General features: G+C 67.0%; 15 protein-coding genes. 3 read left to right on the plus strand and 12 right to left on the minus strand.

The genetic code is table 11. The features are described 5' to 3' along the window. Nucleotides 1-83 precede the first annotated feature (83 nt). From WBA11_RS01000 to WBA11_RS01045, 10 genes are all read right to left on the minus strand, one after another. Nucleotides 84-2,303: a tetratricopeptide repeat protein gene (locus WBA11_RS01000; RefSeq protein WP_424518869.1), complete on the minus strand. Its 2,220-nt coding sequence runs from the start codon at nt 2,301-2,303 to the stop codon at nt 84-86. Nucleotides 2,304-2,336: 33 nt separating this feature from the next. Then, nucleotides 2,337-3,419, minus strand: coding sequence for a nucleotidyltransferase domain-containing protein (locus tag WBA11_RS01005; protein WP_424518870.1), 1,083 nt, complete (start codon nt 3,417-3,419; stop codon nt 2,337-2,339). Nucleotides 3,420-3,449: 30 nt separating this feature from the next. Then, nucleotides 3,450-5,276 (minus strand): ABC transporter ATP-binding protein, encoded by a 1,827-nt coding sequence (locus WBA11_RS01010; RefSeq protein WP_424518871.1) that lies wholly within the window; start codon nt 5,274-5,276, stop codon nt 3,450-3,452. Next, a complete protein-coding gene (locus tag WBA11_RS01015; protein ID WP_424518872.1) occupies nt 5,273-6,151 on the minus strand; it encodes a hypothetical protein in 879 nt (292 codons plus the stop codon). The genes WBA11_RS01010 and WBA11_RS01015 overlap by 4 nt, the downstream gene beginning before the upstream one ends. A gap of 86 nt (nt 6,152-6,237) precedes the next feature. Beyond that, nucleotides 6,238-6,426, minus strand: coding sequence for a lasso peptide (locus WBA11_RS01020; protein ID WP_424518873.1), 189 nt, complete (start codon nt 6,424-6,426; stop codon nt 6,238-6,240). Between the two features lie 178 nt (nt 6,427-6,604). Next, nucleotides 6,605-6,802: a hypothetical protein gene (locus tag WBA11_RS01025; protein WP_424518874.1), complete on the minus strand. Its 198-nt coding sequence runs from the start codon at nt 6,800-6,802 to the stop codon at nt 6,605-6,607. A 199-nt stretch (nt 6,803-7,001) separates the two neighbouring features. Further along, complete coding sequence (locus WBA11_RS01030; protein WP_424518875.1) at nt 7,002-9,047, minus strand: asparagine synthase-related protein; 2,046 nt, start codon at nt 9,045-9,047, stop codon at nt 7,002-7,004. 62 nt (nt 9,048-9,109) lie between these two features. After that, a complete protein-coding gene (locus WBA11_RS01035; protein WP_424518876.1) occupies nt 9,110-9,568 on the minus strand; it encodes a lasso peptide biosynthesis B2 protein in 459 nt (152 codons plus the stop codon). Nucleotides 9,569-9,573: 5 nt separating this feature from the next. Further along, nucleotides 9,574-9,825 carry an HPr-rel-A system PqqD family peptide chaperone gene (locus WBA11_RS01040; protein WP_424518877.1) on the minus strand — a complete coding sequence of 84 codons (252 nt, stop codon included), beginning with the start codon at nt 9,823-9,825 and terminating at the stop codon, nt 9,574-9,576. A gap of 238 nt (nt 9,826-10,063) precedes the next feature. Then, nucleotides 10,064-11,092, minus strand: a complete 1,029-nt coding sequence (locus WBA11_RS01045) for an MraY family glycosyltransferase (RefSeq protein ID WP_424518878.1) — start codon at nt 11,090-11,092, stop codon at nt 10,064-10,066. A 72-nt stretch (nt 11,093-11,164) separates the two neighbouring features. On the opposite strand from WBA11_RS01045, the gene WBA11_RS01050 reads away from it, so the two are divergent. After that, on the plus strand, nt 11,165-11,299 hold the full coding sequence (locus tag WBA11_RS01050; protein WP_424518879.1) for a hypothetical protein: 135 nt from the start codon (nt 11,165-11,167) through the stop codon (nt 11,297-11,299). Nucleotides 11,300-11,331: 32 nt separating this feature from the next. Here WBA11_RS01050 and WBA11_RS01055 read toward each other — a convergent pair whose 3' ends face one another. Beyond that, nucleotides 11,332-11,856: a hypothetical protein gene (locus WBA11_RS01055; RefSeq protein WP_424518880.1), complete on the minus strand. Its 525-nt coding sequence runs from the start codon at nt 11,854-11,856 to the stop codon at nt 11,332-11,334. Between the two features lie 26 nt (nt 11,857-11,882). Further along, nucleotides 11,883-14,228 carry a polysaccharide biosynthesis tyrosine autokinase gene (locus WBA11_RS01060; RefSeq protein WP_424518881.1) on the minus strand — a complete coding sequence of 782 codons (2,346 nt, stop codon included), beginning with the start codon at nt 14,226-14,228 and terminating at the stop codon, nt 11,883-11,885. A 301-nt stretch (nt 14,229-14,529) separates the two neighbouring features. On the opposite strand from WBA11_RS01060, the gene WBA11_RS01065 reads away from it, so the two are divergent. After that, the gene (locus WBA11_RS01065; protein ID WP_424518882.1) at nt 14,530-15,600 is read left to right on the plus strand and encodes a glycosyltransferase family 4 protein; all 1,071 of its coding nucleotides are present in this window, start codon (nt 14,530-14,532) and stop codon (nt 15,598-15,600) included. A gap of 402 nt (nt 15,601-16,002) precedes the next feature. Next, a partial coding sequence (gene asnB, locus WBA11_RS01070; RefSeq protein WP_424518883.1) for an asparagine synthase (glutamine-hydrolyzing) occupies nt 16,003-17,135 on the plus strand: 1,133 nt, incomplete at its 3' end.

A 17,135-nucleotide genomic window follows, 5' to 3' on the forward strand; every position in this document is an offset into this window, starting at 1 on the left:
TCCGTCGGGCCGTCCGGGCTCTCGGATCACCGGGCCGTCACCGCCGCGCTCACCCAAGCCGATTGACGCCCGGCGCGACGTTTTCATTGGGCCTGGCTCATGAACGTCTCCAGCGCCCATACGCTCCGCGTGTCGCCGAACACCTGTCCCGACCGCTCTCGGATCTCCGATCGCAGCGTCTCCCTCCGCGCCGTGTCCGTGCCCAGCGCGACCGCGAGGTCCACGTAGCCCGACAGCGACGTAGCGACGAGCTCGTCGAGGCCGAGTTGCCACAGGATCGCCGCCGTGTGCCGCCCGCGCATCAAGGGCCCCGGCCACGTCACCGGTGGCAGGCCGACACCGACGGCCTCGAACGTTGTCATGCCCCCCGACCACTGGGGCGTATCGAGATAGACGTCGGCGGCGGCGTTCAGGGACCGAAAACGCCGGGGGGACAGCCGCGGGACGAAGACGAGTTGCTGGTCAGGGTCGGCGCCCCCGGCCTCAAAAGCTCGTGCCAAGCGGCGGTACACCATCTCGGTGACGCGGTCGCTCGGGTGCTCGATAAAGGCGACAACCGATCCGGAGACGCGCGCCGCGATCTGAGCGTATACCCCGTCGTCGGCGGGGTGGAGCTTGAAGAGGGACTGCGAACACAAGTAGACGATGTCATCGTCTCGCAGGCCAAAGCCGGAGCGAGGCACGGGCTCTGCAGCGGGCGGTCGGGCGACACAGACGCCGATCCCAGGTAGGCGGACGAGACGCTCGGTGTAATGCACCTCGGCCCCGGGAGGCTCCATGAGCTCGCTGCTGAGGAACGCGTCGATCTCCCTCGAGCCCGTCGTCACCGGGTGGCCCCAACTGGCCGCCTGCAACGGGGCGAGGCGGAGGCTGGCGAGCGTCGTCATGAGCCCGCTCATGCCCACGCTGGGATACACGAGCACGTCGAGCGCGTCGCCTCGGATCATCTCGGCCGCACGCGCGGTGATGGCCGGTGCGTCTGGGCCGGTGCGTAGAATGCGGCTCTCATCGGCGCTCATGCGGACGATCCCGGTCTGCATGTCGCCCGCGCCCACGGTGTACAGCACCGCCTCCACCCGGTCGCGGTCACGCTCGGTGATCCACGACGAGAACAGCCTCCCGACGGTGTGTCCCCGGAGAAACGGGGAGACAAAACCGACCCGCAACCGGCGACCGGTACGCCCCGCGGCCACCGCGGCGCCGGGAGCCGCGGTGCGCGCAACGCGACCGACCAGGGCGCTGAATCGTTCTTGAAGCGCCCGATCATCGTGCGCTTGATATCCGAGGTAGAAGTTGTCCGTCAACAGCAAGCCGCCCCAACGGTCGAGGTCGCTGGGGTCAACGGTCCCCTCGAGTCTCTCGAGGCCCGCCTCGAACCGGCCTCGCGTCGCGTCGACGTCGTCCACGCCGTCGTAGACGATGGGGAGACCGAGCAGCGCCGTATGGTCGAGCCGTCCGTCGGCGCTCCCGGTTCGCCCAATTCGCGTGGCGACATGCTGCGCCTCTGCGGTCCGGTTCATCTTGATCAGCAGTCGGGGGACGGCCCGTCGCAGCACGACGTCACGAGGCCAGGCTCGTAGGCCCTCACGTGCGACTGTGAGCGCGCCGTCGTATGCGTGGCGGTGTTCAACCGCCGTAACGAGGTGGGCGTAGGCCTCCGCTGTCCCCTCGCCGCGTTCGATCGACCGGCGCAACAGGGCCTCTCCACGTGCAAAGTCGCCGGACCGGACGCGCGCGCAACCGCTGATGACGTCTGCCTTCACAGCGAGCCCGGCGTACCTCAAAGCCTCCGCTTGGAGGGCGCGGCCCGGCGGTCCCAGGGCGGCGTACACGTCGGCGGCACGCGCGGGGCGGCCCGAGGCGAGCAGAAGGTGCCCGAGAAGGCGCGTACGGCTCGGTAGGGCGTTGTTCGCCAGCACACCAGTAGCGGCCTCAATAGATCGTGGGACGGGTCCGTCCTTAGCAGGCCAAACCCGCGATAGGTAGACCGATCCTGGGCTCGCTCGCGCGAAAGTGTGGTGGACCCACGCCTCGTCTGGCGCCATCGCAAGAGCGGAGAGCAAGAGCGCCCGGACATCGTCCCACCGTTCCTGGTCAGCGAGCATCTCTATCAGCTCGCGTACCACGGCTACGTCCTTTGGTCGCGTCGCGACGACGTCTCGGTAGAGCGCTTCCGCGTCGGTGGTGCGCCCGGCGGAACGGAGCGCCCGTGCCGCTGTGACGAGGTGCCTCGTCGCGGCAAGCTCGGTGTCGGCTTGAGCGACGAGGGCTCTCAGAGCCGTTGCAGCAGCGAGCGGGTCCATGGCGTGTTGGAAGGGCGCATCTAACCTCCCAGATCACTGGGGAGCGGTGGTCGCAACGAGACGTTCCGAAATCCGGCGGACGGCGGTGTAAGCGGCGTACCTCAACTGGCCAACGAGGCCGTCTTGGACTAGGAGGGTCAGCTTGGCACGGTCGCGGAGCGGCCGCGTCGCTTCGTCCTCGCACCACGTGGTCCAGACATACTCGGCCAGGCGGCGAGCCCGAAGGTCCTGGCGCGCTTGGTCCAGCAACTCAGGTGGAAAACGACCGTCGGCTACGTCCTCGCTTACGAGCAGGGCGAGGAAGAGCGCACGCCGCACGCGATGGTTCGAGGCCTTCGCGAGCACGCCATCCCAATCGTCGACGAACTCGGCCACAGCCGCGATGTCCGCCGCTAGGCGCAGGCGGTCCCATTGGTCTTTCAGGGCGTTAACGCTTAAGGCCACGACGGTGTCGTCCCATGAGAGGGAGGGCACCTGGGTTCGCGAAACGGGGACCGGTCGTGCGCGTGAGAGGAGCGCGGCCACGTCCGGCGCGTACCCATAGCCGAACGGAGCGAGCCGCGTGTGGACATCGACGGTTGAGCCGAGGTCGCCCACCGTCCTACCGAAGGTGTACTCGCCATGGACGTGGAGGTACCCCCATTGCTGGAAGTCGCTCCGCTTTCGCTCCCTGAACCCCATGCTCAAGAGTACGTCCTCGACGCGACCAAAGTCCGCAGGCTCGATCAGGAGGTCGTTGTCGACGAAGGGGCGTCGCGACAGTCCCCCGTACGCTTGGGAGAGCGAGGGGCCCTTCAGGACGAGGTAGGAGACCCCAGCATGTTCGAGGGCGCTACCGATCTGCTCCATCTCAGACATCAGCAGGAGCGATAGCCGAGACGATACCCGGGCGTGGTTCAGGACGAAGCTCCGGACGTTGTCAGGAACGCCGGGGTGGTCTCGGAGGTGGGTGTGGAGAAGTGGAAGCGCCTTGTGGAACACGCCCAGACGGACTACCTCGTTCCAGTCTTCGACATTGGAGACGGCAGCGTTGAGGGCGCTCGCACGCTTGGCCGAGAGCTCGCTGCAGGCGGCGAGCTGGACGAGGCGGAATGCAGGCGGTACGAGCGGGGGCATCGATGAAAGATAGCTAGGAGGCCCGACGCCCTAGACCGCGGCTTCCGCGACGCGCGCCCGACGGGTCTGCTCGTCCCACGACCGTGCGTAGCGGCCACCTCGAGCGACGAGTTCGCGGTGTGACCCGGACTCGACGACGCGCCCCTGGTCAAGGACGTGGATGACGTCGGCCTGCATGGCGACGGTGAATCGGTGCGTGATGACGAGGGCCGTTCGGCCTTCGGCGAGCGTGCGCAGCCGCTCGAACCATTCCATCTCGGACCATGAGTCCATGGCGCTCGTCGGCTCATCGAGGGCGAGGATGGGGGACTGGCGGAGGTAGGCGCGTGCCAACGCGACGCGCTGCCACTGCCCACCGCTGAGCTCGCCGCTCTCGTAGAACATCTTGCCGAGCTTGGTCTCGAACCCGTTCGGCAGTCGCTCGAGAAACTCCCGCGCACCGGCCGCCTCCGCTGCGCGCCGCACATCAGTGTCGCTCGCGTCCATCTGAGCGTAGCGGATGTTGTCTGTCGCGGACGTCTGGTAGCGGACGGGGTCCTGGAACAGCACGGAGACGTGCTCCATGAGGTCGCGGTGGGCGAATCCTCGGGTGTCGAGGCCGTCGATCAGGATGCGGCCGGCATCGGGCTCGTAGAACCGGCAGAGCAGCTTGAGAAGGGTGCTTTTGCCGGCTCCATTTGAGCCCACGATGGCGGTGATCTTTCCGTTCGGAAGCCACAGGTTGAGCCCGGCTACCGACGGCTCCGCCGCGCCGGGGTAGGTGAATGAGACGTCCTCAAACGTGATTCCCTTGCGTAGGCTCGTCGGGAACGGCTCGGGAACGGCGGGGTCCGCTTGCGCCCGCTCGATGTCGAGGAAGGCGAACAAGTCCTCGAGGAAGAGCGTGTTGGCGTACATCTGACCGGCCCCTCCAACGAGCGATCGCATGAGCGCGAGCCCCTGGTTGAGCGCCCCGTAGAAAAGAGCGAGGTCGCCGAGCGTACCCGATCCGGTAAACGCGCGCTGGACCATCCACGCCATCGCCCCGCCGAGCGTGACGAGCCCGACGAGCGCCGCCCCGAACGTCGCGACGGACTGGGCGCGCAGCAGCCGGAGCCGCTCGCGACGGAGCTCGCGACGGACGCGCTGATAGGAAGCCGCCAACGTCTTTCCGATGCCAAATAACCGCACCTCGCCGGCGAACTCCGGATAGCTCAGCACGACGTCGAGGTAAGTCGTCCACCGCCGGCGTTGCATGGAGGACCGCCACCACTCCGTGTAGCGTTGGTTGTGTCGTGAGACGACCCAGAGCACGGGCAGCGTCCCTCCGAGGAGCGCGAGCGGGAGCCACCACGCGTACTGCACGGCCAGGAGCGTCGCGATCGAGCCAAAGCTGATGCCGTCGCGGACCAACGTGCCCACGTTCTGGAGTAGGCTCAACGCGCGAGAGCCCGCTTGCCCGTTCGAGTGCTGGAGCTTGTCCTGGTAGTCGCTCGACTCGTAGAAGGCGTAGTCGACGGCGATGGCCTTGGCGTGGATACGCTCCTTGATCCGGTCTTGGACGTTCTCGCCGTGGGCCACCTGGACATAGCCGACGAGCGACCCCAGCACACGCTGAGCAAGAAGGAGACCGACCATCACTGCCGCCCAGAACGCGACCGGCCCCACGTTGTCCGCTGAGAGCCCACCACCGATAGCGGCGTTCGCCGTGTCGACGACTTGCTTGGTCGTATAGACGATCCCGGCCGGGATCACGCCTTGCACAGTCAGGAGTGCGAACCAACCCATGGCGAGCCTGGGCGCGGCCTCCCACACCATGCGAATCGCGCGTCGCGCGTGAGCGGCGCGCATCTTGACCGCGTCGAGACGCGCGGTCACGTCGACCTGGCGATGTTGGACTCTACGAAGTCGCAGAGAGACGGAACGTGCTCCAGTCCGAACCGCCGTCGAAGGGCTTGGACCGGTGTGCGCTTGACCAGGTCGGCGCACTGGTTGAGGAGACTTGCCTTGAACGGGTCTGAGACAAGAAGCCGCTTTCCACGGGTGTGCCGAACGAGTTCGTGGACGGCCTGGAGCGGTGAGAGGTCGACGGACTCGTGGTCGTCGGCCAGGCGGGGGTCCAGGACCCAGATCCGGCTCAGCTCCGCTGGTGCCTTAGAGAACGCCGCTTGGTGGTCGACCCGCAGCTTGGGAGTTTGGGCGTGGGCCTGGCCTCGCCCCTCGCCCTCGTCGAGCCGCTCGGCGGCCTCGCGGGAGAGCCGCATCATGGGGTGGGTCGGGATCGCGGTCGGTGTGCGGTCCGTCCCGAGGTGATCCACGACTAGGAGGTCGTCCGTGAGCAGCCGCCACCCGCGTTTGATCAGGGTGGCCGCCAGCGTGGACTTTCCCCAGCCGGAGTCGCCGACGAACCCGATAGCCACTCCGTCTCGAGCGACGGCCGAGCCGTGGAGCACTAGGAGACCGCGCTGCCGGAGCACGACCGAGAAGAGCTCGCCGGTGATGACGGCGCTGGCGTACTTCGGATCGGCCGCGGGCGACACCTCGACGAGGAGGTCGCGGCCGTCCCGGATCGTGGCCGACAGGACACCGTCGGCACGGGCCCCCACGTGTTGAGCCCCGTCGTGTCCGGCCTCGACGGGGCCGGTGCGGACGACGACGTCGGGTGGGACTGTGGGCTCCGTCGCGACGAAACCTGCTAGGGCAAGATCCGAAGCGACCGTGAGGCCGAAAGCCGTGTAGGTGCGGACGGGCATAGGAGCGAGGCGGGCCGCGCGAGCCAAAGCAAACCCCGCGCCAGCCGAAGCTAGCGCGGGGCATGTTATCGGACCGACGGGTGGGCTCAGCCGCCGCAGAAGTCGGGATCCGTGTTGTTGTTCGGGTTGCTGTCGCAAGCATCGAACGAGCCGTTCGAGGCCGGGAGGGCCGGGAACTCGGAGAAGTCGGCCCGGCTGTCGGTGCCGAGCGCGGCGGTCAGCGTGGCGACGCCGCCGATCTCCTCGAGGAGCGGGGCCTGGTAAGTCTTTTTCATAGGATGTACGGGTGAGCCCGTGGGGAAGTAGAGCGGAGCCGTCAGAGGGCCTCAGGATCCGCGGATCAACGTGGACAGAACTGTCCGTGCGGGGTGGCCCGATTGGGGCGGAGCCCACAACAGCTGCGAGACGTTGGTCTCGCAGCCGCGTGCCGAGCGCCTCTCGGCAAGGTGTGCGTTACTCGCAGAAGTCGCCGGGGTTGTCGTTCGCCGTGTTCCCGTCGCAGACGTCGAACGAGCCGTTCGAGGCCGGGAGAGCCGGGAACTCGGAGAAGTCGGCCCGGCTGTCGGTGCCGAGCGCGGCGGTCAGCGTGGCGACGCCGCCGATCTCCTCGAGGAGCGGATGCTGATACGTTTTCTTCGTGGTGTGAGCCATAGGGCGGAGAGCGGCAGGTGAGAGCGGCAGGTGAGAGCCTGGTCCAGGAGCTTTCCAAGAGGACCTGGACGGGGTATAGTGTACGGCAACGGAACCGAATGGCAACTAAGCAAACAGATTGTTCAAGGTAGGAGGATTCCCTAATCCCCCTCTCCAACTAGTGTCTCAGTTTGAGACCGTAGAGCGTAACCCTTAAACATCAACACTGGAAGCGCTTCCTGTGCAGGCCCCGTCTACTGCTCCCTAGACGCCCCCGGCTCGGGGAGAGCGGTGACGCCCGAAACCAAAGGATCAGCGTAACGGCGGCCGCGACCCAGGCGACCTCCCAGCCGTCGAGCGCGTCGGAATCGCGTCGGCCCCGGTCCCATAGGGACTGTACGGCCTCGAGGTCGAGGTACGCGGCCGCCGCCCCAGGAGCGTCGAGCAAGGCCTGGACGCGGTCGGGGTCAGACCGGAAGATGAAGTTGTCCTGTTGTCGGCCGTGGTCCATCTTGTTCATCCGCCGCCGCACCACCGCCGGCAGTTCGTGTCCGACGGCGTCTCGCAGCACGGCCCGGCTCCACCCTCCGGCCAGTTTGGTTCTGCTGGGGAGTCCGAGGCAAAACTGAACTAGACGGACGTCCATGAAGGGGTGCCGGGCCTCGACGCCTGAGGCGGCCGGGTACAGGTCGAGCTTGTTGAGGCTCCCCTCGATACCCTCGGACCGCAGAGCGCGGCGCTGGGCCTGCTGGGCAGTGAACTCGCCGCGGCCCGCCGTTTGGGTGCGCAGTTGGTGTTTTGCGAGACGCCGGTAGAGGCCCGTACGCCGTACGAGGTCCGTACTGGCCGTCGGGGGGACGAGCGAACGGGCCGAGACGTCGGCGGCCCGACGCGCTCGGGCGCGGAGAGACGCCTGGGGGAGGGCGAAGAACCGCCAGTAGTGACTCAACTGAGTAAACAAGGGAGTCCCGTACTGGCGGTGGATGCCCAGCGACGCTCGGGCAAACGGCCCGACTGCTTTCTCTTCGGCCCACCACCGGAGGACAGGCGTGATGTGGGCACTCGCTAGTTGGGAGGCCTGAGTGTAGGGGTACTGCGACCTCGACCGGTCCTGGTCTTCGCGACACCGGGCGAACGCGAGGTCGGCTTCTCGTTTGACGCCGGCCCAGTCGCCCTCGAGGGCGAGCTCGGCGAGCCGCTCCCACCCGTGCCAGACGGCGGAGTCACCGTCCTGGCCGGTCAGCATCACGCGTACTCCATGACGGCTGAGCTCGCGCGCGGTCAGGTAGTTGCCGTAGCCGTTGCCTCGTGCCCGGAGGTCATCGAGCGACTGATAGATCTCGGTGTAGAGATCAACCAGCCGTTCCTTCTCTGGCTCGACGTAGTGAGGGATGGCAGCGCTACCGAGTTGGTCGAGGACGGCCTGCCCGAAGGGGCGCTCGTCGGCGGCCGGATCTGAATAGGCGAGCGAGACGGTATGGAGCGGCTCGCCCTCGAGGAGGCGAGCGGCCACGACAGTCACCGCCGATGAGTCGAGCCCCCCGCTTAGCTCGGAGCCGACGGGGAAGGCGCTACGGACTCGGCACCGAACGGCGTCCTCGAAGATCTCCGCGAACCGGTCCGCGGCTTGGCCTGGCGGTGGCGGATCGTCGGGCTCGAGCGTCCAGTAGCGTCGCTGTCGGGTGCCATCGAGGTCGGCGGTCAAGACGTGGGCGGCTGGGAGCCGGACAATGCCCCGGAAGCTGGTCCCGATCGGGTCGTACAGGCGAGCAGAGAGCGACTCGGCAATGCGGTCGTCATCGAGGACCGGGTCAACACCCTCGAGGGCGAACAGGGCCTTTGGCTCGCTCGCGACTGCGATAAGGTCAGAGCGGTCTACGGTGTAAAGCGGTCGGATCCCGAAGTGGTCCCGTACGCAGACGAGCTTTTGCTTCCAACCGTCCCACAGCGCGAACGCGAATGCACCCCGTAGGTGGTCTACACAGTCCTCGCCCCACCGTGCGTACGCCGCGAGGAGAAGCGAGCTGTCCGGGACGACGGCGTCCTCGAGGCCGAGAGCCTGCAGATCTGGCGCGAGCTGCGCAAGTAGGGTGTCGCGGTTGTCGAGACGTGCGTCGGACGTGAGTGCGAAGGGGCCAGCGACGAGCGGAAGCGTTTCGTCGAGCGACTCTGGCGTCGTTCTCAACATGGCATGCCCCATGCCTACCGGCCCACTGTCCCAGGAGCTCTGGTCGTCAGGCCCACGGCGCGACAGGCGGTGGGCCATCCGGCTCGCATCGCCAGCCGCGCTTCGCCGACCATCACGCCACAAAACGGCCGCGATTCCGCTCACAGGTTTAGCTCTGGATCTACACTTTGGGAAAGTGGAGCGAACGGGATGTAGCTGTCTCCTTGTGTCCGCCCGATGACGGTGGTTCCGTTGTGTTCGAGCCAGGCGTGCGCGCGGAATCCCCGCTGTCCCGTTCGCGCCGCGCCAAGGCGGAGGGTGGTGTCGACCCCGTGGCGCCGGAGCAACTTGCGAGCGACCAGTGCTTGGGTAAGGCAGGGCTTCTCGGGGAGGACGCGCCGAGCGACAGCCTCAACAGCCCAAAGGTCAATCTTCGCCTGACTCCAGTTTGGCGGACCTGAACGCACCGGGTCGCGCTCGAAAGCAGGAGCAACTCTGTTCCACGGACGCAGCGTTAGGACCGCGCGCGTCCAGAAAATCCAGGCCGCAGCCCTGGCCAAGGCGACCCATCGGGGTCCGGTGAGCGCTGTTGCCGTGCGGAAGGAAGATTGGCGAGCCACGCGCTCTACTGGGTGATGAGGATGCCCCGTCGCACGAGGTCCGAAACAAACCCAGCGATGTCACGGGCGAGGACGTGGCGGTCTACCTCAAACTCGGTGAGGAGCCTGTCGACCAGCTCGTCCGTCGTGACCGGGTCAGTAGCGAGAGTTATGATCCTCGTCGCGACGGCATTCAGGCCAAAGTAGGTCCCCGATGATGGGTCGAGAACGACCGCCTCGTCGCCGAGGTCAGCCAGGGTTAAGTCGGGGGAGGCCACGACCTTCGTGCTCGTCGAGACAATCATGGAATCAGTAGAGGCGACGCGTCAGTGGAGTTCAATGCTTCTCGCATCATAGAGAGAGAGGACCCGCGAGCCATGGCAGACCAACCTTGTGTCCCTAGAGTCACTTCTGAGGTGTTGGCGGTGGCACTTCAAAAGGCCTGTCAAGTTACGGCTGTATTGCGTTTGGGCCAGCGGAATACGCCTGGGAAGTGACCACAACGGACGGGGAAGATCACGGTATGGCTCTGGAGGATCTTGGGGGGCTGGCTGGTGGCGCCGGCCGGCGTGCCAGCGGTGAGGGGCGGGGCGGCCCTGCGTCTGATTGAGCAGGGGCCGGCGCGTCTGAATCGACGTTGACGTCGGGAGTGTTTGACCCGACCGTAGGAGGGAATGCGACCGGCTTGAGAGCAGGTGCAGCGTATGGAAGCCGGACATACCCGAGACGGATCAGCAAGCCGGTGGCAACGGCTGCGGCACATCCGAGAGCGATTAGGACGCCCATCCCTGTCGTCGAGTCCGCGAGAACAGCCAAGAGCCCAAACATGGCCGATATGGCGTACAGCACGGCGACGGCCTTCCGCGTAGACATCGCTCGGGACATGCGGTGATGGATGTGGTCATGGTCAGGGGCCATCATTGCTCTTCTGCTCGAGACTCGCCGGACCATCGAAAGCGACGTGTCGAGAAGAGGGAGCCCCAACGCCAACAGGGGCAGGGCAGGGGTTAAAATGGCTTCCTCGCGTATCGGCCCTGAGAGCGTGTAAACGGCGAGCGCATATCCGAGAAACAAGCTCCCCGAGTCCCCCATGAAGATGGAGGCGGGGTTGAAGTTGTGTACGAGGAATCCCGCGAGCGCCCCTACGAACACGAGAGCAACGAACACCAACGGCAGATCTCCTGCGAGCCCATAGGCCAGGGCCATGCTCGCAAACGCGATCGCGACCACGCCCGAGGCCAACCCATCGATCCCGTCAACCAAGTTGACCGCGTTCATGACTCCGACGACCCATAAGATGGTCAGAGGGATCGAATACAGTGCGTGGAGGAACACGTCCTCACCCACGAACGGGAGGACGGAGAGGTTAATGCGAAGGCCGGCATGCAGGAGCATGTAGGCGACGAAAACCTCGACGACGAGCTTCGTTTTGAAGTCCAATCCTCGTACGTCGTCGATCGCTCCCAGGACCATCACCAGGATGCCGCCGACCATGGCGATACCCGGAATGCCGAGAGGTCCCAACCCGAGGTGGGGGAGAGCCACCACGACGATCGCCGTCGCAGCAGCGACGCCAGCGAAGATGGCGATCCCTCCAGAAGACGGAGTCGGCGCCACGTGAAACTTGCGGTGCCCGTCGGGGTGATCCGTCCAGGCTCGCTTCAGCGCCACCCGGCGGACGAGGGGCGTCGCCAAGACGGTCACCCCGAAGGCCACGCCGACGGCGGCTGCAGCGAGAAGGAAGAGCGGTAGCATCCGGTCCGGGATGTGGCGAGACGTTGCTACTAACGGCTTCTGAGCAACAGAAGCACGACTGATACGACAGACGCCAAGCGGCTGGCAACATTCACGCCATCCGAAAACGTGAAGGGCTCGTCCTCGGGCTCGACGGCCTCGAAGACCACTTCCGTCTCGATCACGTCCCCGTCCTCGAGGGACGGGTGGCGGTCCCGGTTCGCGATCAGGCGTTCGGGTGAGGTCTCGAAAATGACGCTGGGGGAGCCGCTGACGTCCCGGAGGACGCGGATCGAGGCCGAGAGGATCGCGGTTGACGTCGAGTCGGACCGCGGGGTCCCGCCCGCTAGCGCGATCGCCTCGACAAGGCTCGTTCCCCGTTGGAGGCGGTAGATCCCGTTCTGGATCCCCTCGCCTAGGAACAGCACCTCGACGGTGGGGGCTCCCGGTTCGGCGAAGACGAAGTAGGCCGTGCCTCGAGCTACCGGCTCATCGATGACGGCCGAGCTGTCCTGCGCACTGGCCGCGACGGAGCACGCGAAGAGGGCCAAGCCGAGGAGGAATGAGCGAGACATCGCGTGGGGAGAGGGCAGGGCGGGGGTCAAACGGTCTGACGAGGCTTCGAGTCATGATCACGCTTCCCTCGAACCCTCTTCTTTGGCGCCTGCTTTCCGGTGTACGAGTACTTCGAGTAGGCTCCGTACCGAGAGTAATGGCCGTAGGTGTAGGCATATCCCTTGGCGTTGTCTAGGGTGAATCGGTTGAGGACGGCACCGGCGACCTGCGCTCCGACGTCGTCCAGGTGGCTGAGGGCCTGTTGGATGTCACCCACCTTCGAGGCCCCCGCGCTCACGACCAACACGGTGGCGTCAGCTTGGGCTGACAAGAGGACGGCGTCGGTAGCTACCAAGACTGGGGGCGTGTCGATCACGACGACATCCACCGCTTTGCTGAGTTCGGCGAGGAGGTCCCGGAAACCGGAGGAGCCAAGCACCTCGGCTGGGTTCGGGATGATCGCGCGCCCGTCGTCCGGGGAGTCGCTGGCGTCCTCGAGGGCGAGGGCTCCGGCGGGGATGACGAACAGGTCCTCCACGCCGGTGGCGAACGACTGGGAGAGGGTTTGTGGGAGTTCCGAGCTGTCCACACGCGCCTGGGAGAGTTGGAACAGTCCCGGATGAGACGGAGCACCAAACTGCTCGTGCGTACGGGGACGGCGGAGGTCCGCATCGATGAGGACCGTGGTCCTCCCTCCCTGAGCAAACGTGGTCGCGAGGTTCGCGGCCGTCGTCGACTTGCCCTCGCCGGGCGCTGCGCTCGTAACGAGGATCGTCTTGACGACCGTGTTGGGTCGGCTAAACTGGACCGCGGTTCTGAGGTGACGATACGTCTCGGACGCCGGCGAAAGCGGAGCATGGATGGTCACGAGGTCCGTGACGACATCGCGGCCGTTGACAGGAAGCGTCTCTGCCCCGCCGAGGACGTCCTCGAGAACGGGTCCCAGGTCAGGGATCGTCTCCAAGACGGGGACGCCGAGCGCGGCCACGTGCTCCGGCTTGTAGACCCTGTTGTCGAGCCGGTCGACGACGATCGCCAGCCCCATTCCCAGTCCCAGCCCAACCATGAGGCCGAGCCCGATCACACGTGTCCACCCCGGTCCTGTCGGCGCGCGCGGGACCGGCGCCTCGCGCAACACACGGGCGTACCCGGGCTCCGACTCTTCTTGGACACGGACTTGTTCGAGCTGAGACACCACGGTCGCGTACGTCGAGGACGCCGCCTCCCGGTCCTGAGACGCCCGCTCGAGCGAGATCGTCTGCGATGGAGCGCGTCCAAGCTCCGAGTTGACCTGTGCGATCCTGCTGTTGAGCTGAGAGATTCGCCCGGAGAGTCCGGACAGTGCGACCCGCTCTTGGGCAGCCTGGCCCTGAAGGTCGGCGACGTACGAGAGGGCTTCAGCGGGTGCGGCGATCCCGCCGGCGCTCATGACCTCCTCGACGTACTGAGCGGCGGCGGCCTCTTTCTCCCTCTCGAGGTTGGCGATTCGGGTCCGAATTGTTCGAGCCCGAGCCTCGTCGAAATCCTGACCAGCGGCTTCTCGCCGCTCGAACGTTTGGAGCTCGCCCTCGAGGCCGCTGATCTGCTCTTCGAGGGTGACGACGCGGCGGTCGGTCCCCGACGCCATGCGGTCGGCCAAGCGCGGCGTGATGTCGTTGAGCTGGGACTCGATCGAGGCGAGCCGGTTCTGCCGCATCTGGCGGTCGATCTGGGCCTCGCCGAGTTGGGTCCGGAGCGTCGAGAGCTGGCCCAGCAAGGCGCCACTGCCGAGCGTGGTGGAACCGGCCGAGGCCATGCGTCCTTCGACGGTCGCGTCCGCCGCCGCGACCTGCCCCCGAAGCCGCTCGGCCTGCTGCTCCAAGAACTCTCTTGATTCCGTGAGGTAGGTACGGCTCGCGATCTGGGTCTGCGTCACGTACTCCTCGGCATACGCGTTCGCGAGGGCGGCGGCGGCCTCGGGGTCTGTGCTAGAGGCGTTGATCCGGATCCCGCTCGACACATTGCGGTCGGCGAGCGAGAACGAGACGGCTCCGGGTGGGAGGCGGCCCTCGTCGTCGCCGAGGCGGTCAGCGACCCGCTCCCGGATCCCTCGGGACGCGTTCAGAACAAAGAGCTCGGTGTAGACCGACCGTTGGTCGCGCACGAATTCGTCCGGTGCGGAGGGACCTCGCGCGCTCGCGTTCGCCCGGCTAAGCTCGACGAGCACCAAGGACGACGTCGTGTAGGTCGGCGTCTGGGCGTACTGCGCCGCTCCAGAGAGGGCCAGGCCGAGCAGGGTCAGGGCCGCTATGATCCATCGGCGGCGGTAGAGGAGATCGAGGATCTCTTCGAGTTGTTTGTTGCCGCGTGTATGCCGTCGAGCAGACGCGGGCGTAGGTCCGTCGAGGGGCATGATTATAGTGGACGGATGCAGACTGACGATAAGGCGCGGGGACGCCGCCGACGTGTGAGATCAGGTTAAGTGCATCGACCTTGCCGAGTGTCAGTCTGGGCTGGACAGCAAGCGTCCGATGTAACGAGGGGCGTACACAGGACGCCTAGTGAAGAGACAGACGCCTGGGTCGGTCCTCTCAGCTTGAACGCCTCCGATTCTACACGGGGTCCAACACCCACGAGGAACGATCGCGGGACGGGGAGAATCGGCAGTGGCAGACGATCCGGAGTGGGTTGCCTCTCGGCCCACAATCGACCTCGTGGCGAACTCCTCCCTACGCCTGCTTGCCCTCGTGACGGACGCCTACGGTGGGCGCGGCGGAATCGCGGAGTTCAACCGCCAGACCCTCGGCGCCGTCGCCTCTCATCCCAGGATTGGCCGCATCGAGGTCGTCGCCCGACTGGCAGCGGAGCGTGTCGAAGGGATGCCAGAAGGGGTAGTGGTGGATGAGGCGTCGCTGCGAGGAGCTGGACCGTACGTCCGCTCTGCTCTTGGGAGCGGGTTCCGTGCAGACGGTGTGTTGTGCGGGCACCTTCACCTGATCCCACTGGCGGCGACCATCGCAGTGGCCCGCCGCATACCGCTGCTCCTGGTCCTCCACGGAATCGAAGCCTGGGAGCCACGGAGGGGAATCCGGAGTGCCGCGCTTGGGCTCGCGCTCCCCCGGGTGGACCATGTCGCGGCTGTGAGCACGACGACCCTCGAGCGGTTCTCGTCGTGGGCTCCCGTTCACCGTGCCCAACGGTCCGTGGTGCCGAACACGTTCGCTCCTGGCCCATTCTCGCCCGGTCCGGCACCCGAGGCGCTACGGAGGAAGTACGGTCTGGCTGGCCGAGCCGTTGTGTTGACGCTGGGCCGCCTGGCCGGCCTCGAGCGTCGGAAGGGGTTCGACGTCGTCCTCGAGGCGCTGCCGGAGATCGCGCGCAGGGTGCCGAACGTGGTCTATGTCATCGCCGGTGACGGACCGGACCGTGCGCGGCTGGAGGCGAAGGCCGCTCGGCTGGGTGTGGCCGACCGTGTCGTGTTCACGGGCTATGTCGACGAGGCGGACAAGCCCGGGATGTACCGTGTCGCGGACGCCTTCGCGATGCCCAGCCGGGGGGAGGGGTTCGGGATCGTCCTCCTCGAGGCCATGGCGAGCGGGGTTCCCGTCGTGGCTTCCATGGCAGACGGGTCGAGGGAGGCCGTCCTCGACGGGCGATTGGGTCCAACGGTCGACCCCGAAGACCTGGATGCCGTCGCAGATGCAGTTGTGAGCGCGCTGGCTCGTCCCAAACAGGTCCCCGACGGGCTCGACCACTTTTCGCACCACCGGTTCGTCGATCGATGACACGCCGTCATAGGCCAGCCCTTCGCGAGGTGAGTGGCGCCTCACCCGCTGTCCGAGTCGTCCTCGAGGACGGCCGCGCAGGGCTCCACGCCGTCCCGGAGCTGCTTGCGGTCCTCGAGATCTCGAGAGCCGACCGGTCTGCGGCGTTCGCCTCCGCTCCACAGCGCGTGAGAACCTCGGCCTCGAGGTCGGTTCGGTGACGTGGCGGGCGTGGTACACGCTGGTCGTATTGGTGAGCGGGCTCGTCCGCGGTGTGGCGCGGACGGCCCGGATGCCGCTCCCGATTCCTTGGTGACGAGCGTGCTTACCGGCACCCCCATCGTGGCCAGGCTGATCTCGCTCACGCACGACGTAGCGCGGTAGGTTGTGGATCCTCGCTCCGCGGCCTTCTTCTGATCGATTATGTGCGGAATTGCAGCCCACTTCGCGTACCGCAATAGGCCTCCCGGCCGAGATGGAGTCGTACGAGCGTGTGATCGGATGGCGACGCGCGGACCCGACGGGCGGGGGACGTGGACCAGCCCCTCCGGCACGACCCAGCTTGGGCACCGACGGCTGGCCATCATCGACCTGAGCACGGACGGCAACCAGCCGATGGAGCACGCGGACGCGGGCGTGACGGTCGTCTTCAACGGGGAGATCTACAACCACGCCGAGCTGCGGCGCGGTCTCGAGGCCCGGGGCCACCGGTTCCGGTCGTCCTCGGACACTGAGGTGCTGCTGCGGCTCTACGTCGAGCACGGGGCGGACTTCGCCGAGCGCCTCCGCGGCATGTTCGCGTTCGCGCTCTGGGACGAGCGCGCGGGCGGGCTCTTGCTCGGGCGCGACCCGTACGGGATCAAGCCGCTCTACGTGGCCGACGACGGCCGGTCGCTCCGAGCGGCCTCTCAAGTCCGGGCGCTCCTGGCGATGGGCGGCGTTGACACGTCGCCGGAGCCGGCCGGCCACGCAGGCTTCTTCCTGTGGGGCTCCGTCCCGGAGCCGTACACGCTCTACCGCGGCATCCGGGCGTTCCCGCCTGGACACACGCAGTGGGTCGGGCCGGACGGGGCGGAGCAACCGCGGCCGTTTGCGACCGTGCCCAGCCTCCTCCGCCACGCCGAGGAGAGCGGCGGCGTCGCCGAGCCGCGCCAGGCCGTCCGTGAGGCCCTCTTGGACACGGTCCGCGCGCACCTGGTCGCCGACGTCGAGGTCGGCGTGTTTCTATCGGCCGGCCGAGACTCGACGACGCTCGCGGCGCTCGCCACGGAAGCGGGCGGCCGGCTCCGGTCGGTGACGCTCGGGTTCGACGAGTACGCCGGGACTCCGAACGACGAGGTCCCTCTGGCCGAGGCCGCGGCCCGCCACTACCAGACCGACCACCGGACCGTGCGTGTGGGGCAACGCGAGTTCGCGGGGCTGGCCGGTCCGTTCTTCGAAGCCATGGACCAGCCCACGCTCGACGGGCTCAACACCTACCTCGTTAGCCGGGCGGCGGCCGAGACCGGGCTTAAGGTGGTGCTGTCCGGACTGGGAGGCGACGAGCTGTTCGGCGG

The organism is Rubrivirga sp., assembly GCF_049648075.1.
Taxonomy (GTDB): Bacteria; Bacteroidota; Rhodothermia; order Rhodothermales; family Rubricoccaceae; genus Rubrivirga.

Bases quoted from the DNA above. Each gene is read 5' to 3' on its own strand.
- WBA11_RS01000 (WP_424518869.1), bottom strand. From the start codon at position 2,303: ATGGACCCGCTCGCTGCTGCAACGGCTCTGAGAGCCCTCGTCGCTCAA.
- WBA11_RS01005 (WP_424518870.1), bottom strand. From the start codon at position 3,419: ATGCCCCCGCTCGTACCGCCTGCATTCCGCCTCGTCCAGCTCGCCGCC.
- WBA11_RS01015 (WP_424518872.1), bottom strand. From the start codon at position 6,151: ATGCCCGTCCGCACCTACACGGCTTTCGGCCTCACGGTCGCTTCGGAT.
- WBA11_RS01020 (WP_424518873.1), bottom strand. From the start codon at position 6,426: ATGAAAAAGACTTACCAGGCCCCGCTCCTCGAGGAGATCGGCGGCGTC.
- WBA11_RS01025 (WP_424518874.1), bottom strand. From the start codon at position 6,802: ATGGCTCACACCACGAAGAAAACGTATCAGCATCCGCTCCTCGAGGAG.
- WBA11_RS01030 (WP_424518875.1), bottom strand. From the start codon at position 9,047: ATGGCCCACCGCCTGTCGCGCCGTGGGCCTGACGACCAGAGCTCCTGG.
- WBA11_RS01055 (WP_424518880.1), bottom strand. From the start codon at position 11,856: ATGTCTCGCTCATTCCTCCTCGGCTTGGCCCTCTTCGCGTGCTCCGTC.
- WBA11_RS01060 (WP_424518881.1), bottom strand. From the start codon at position 14,228: ATGCCCCTCGACGGACCTACGCCCGCGTCTGCTCGACGGCATACACGC.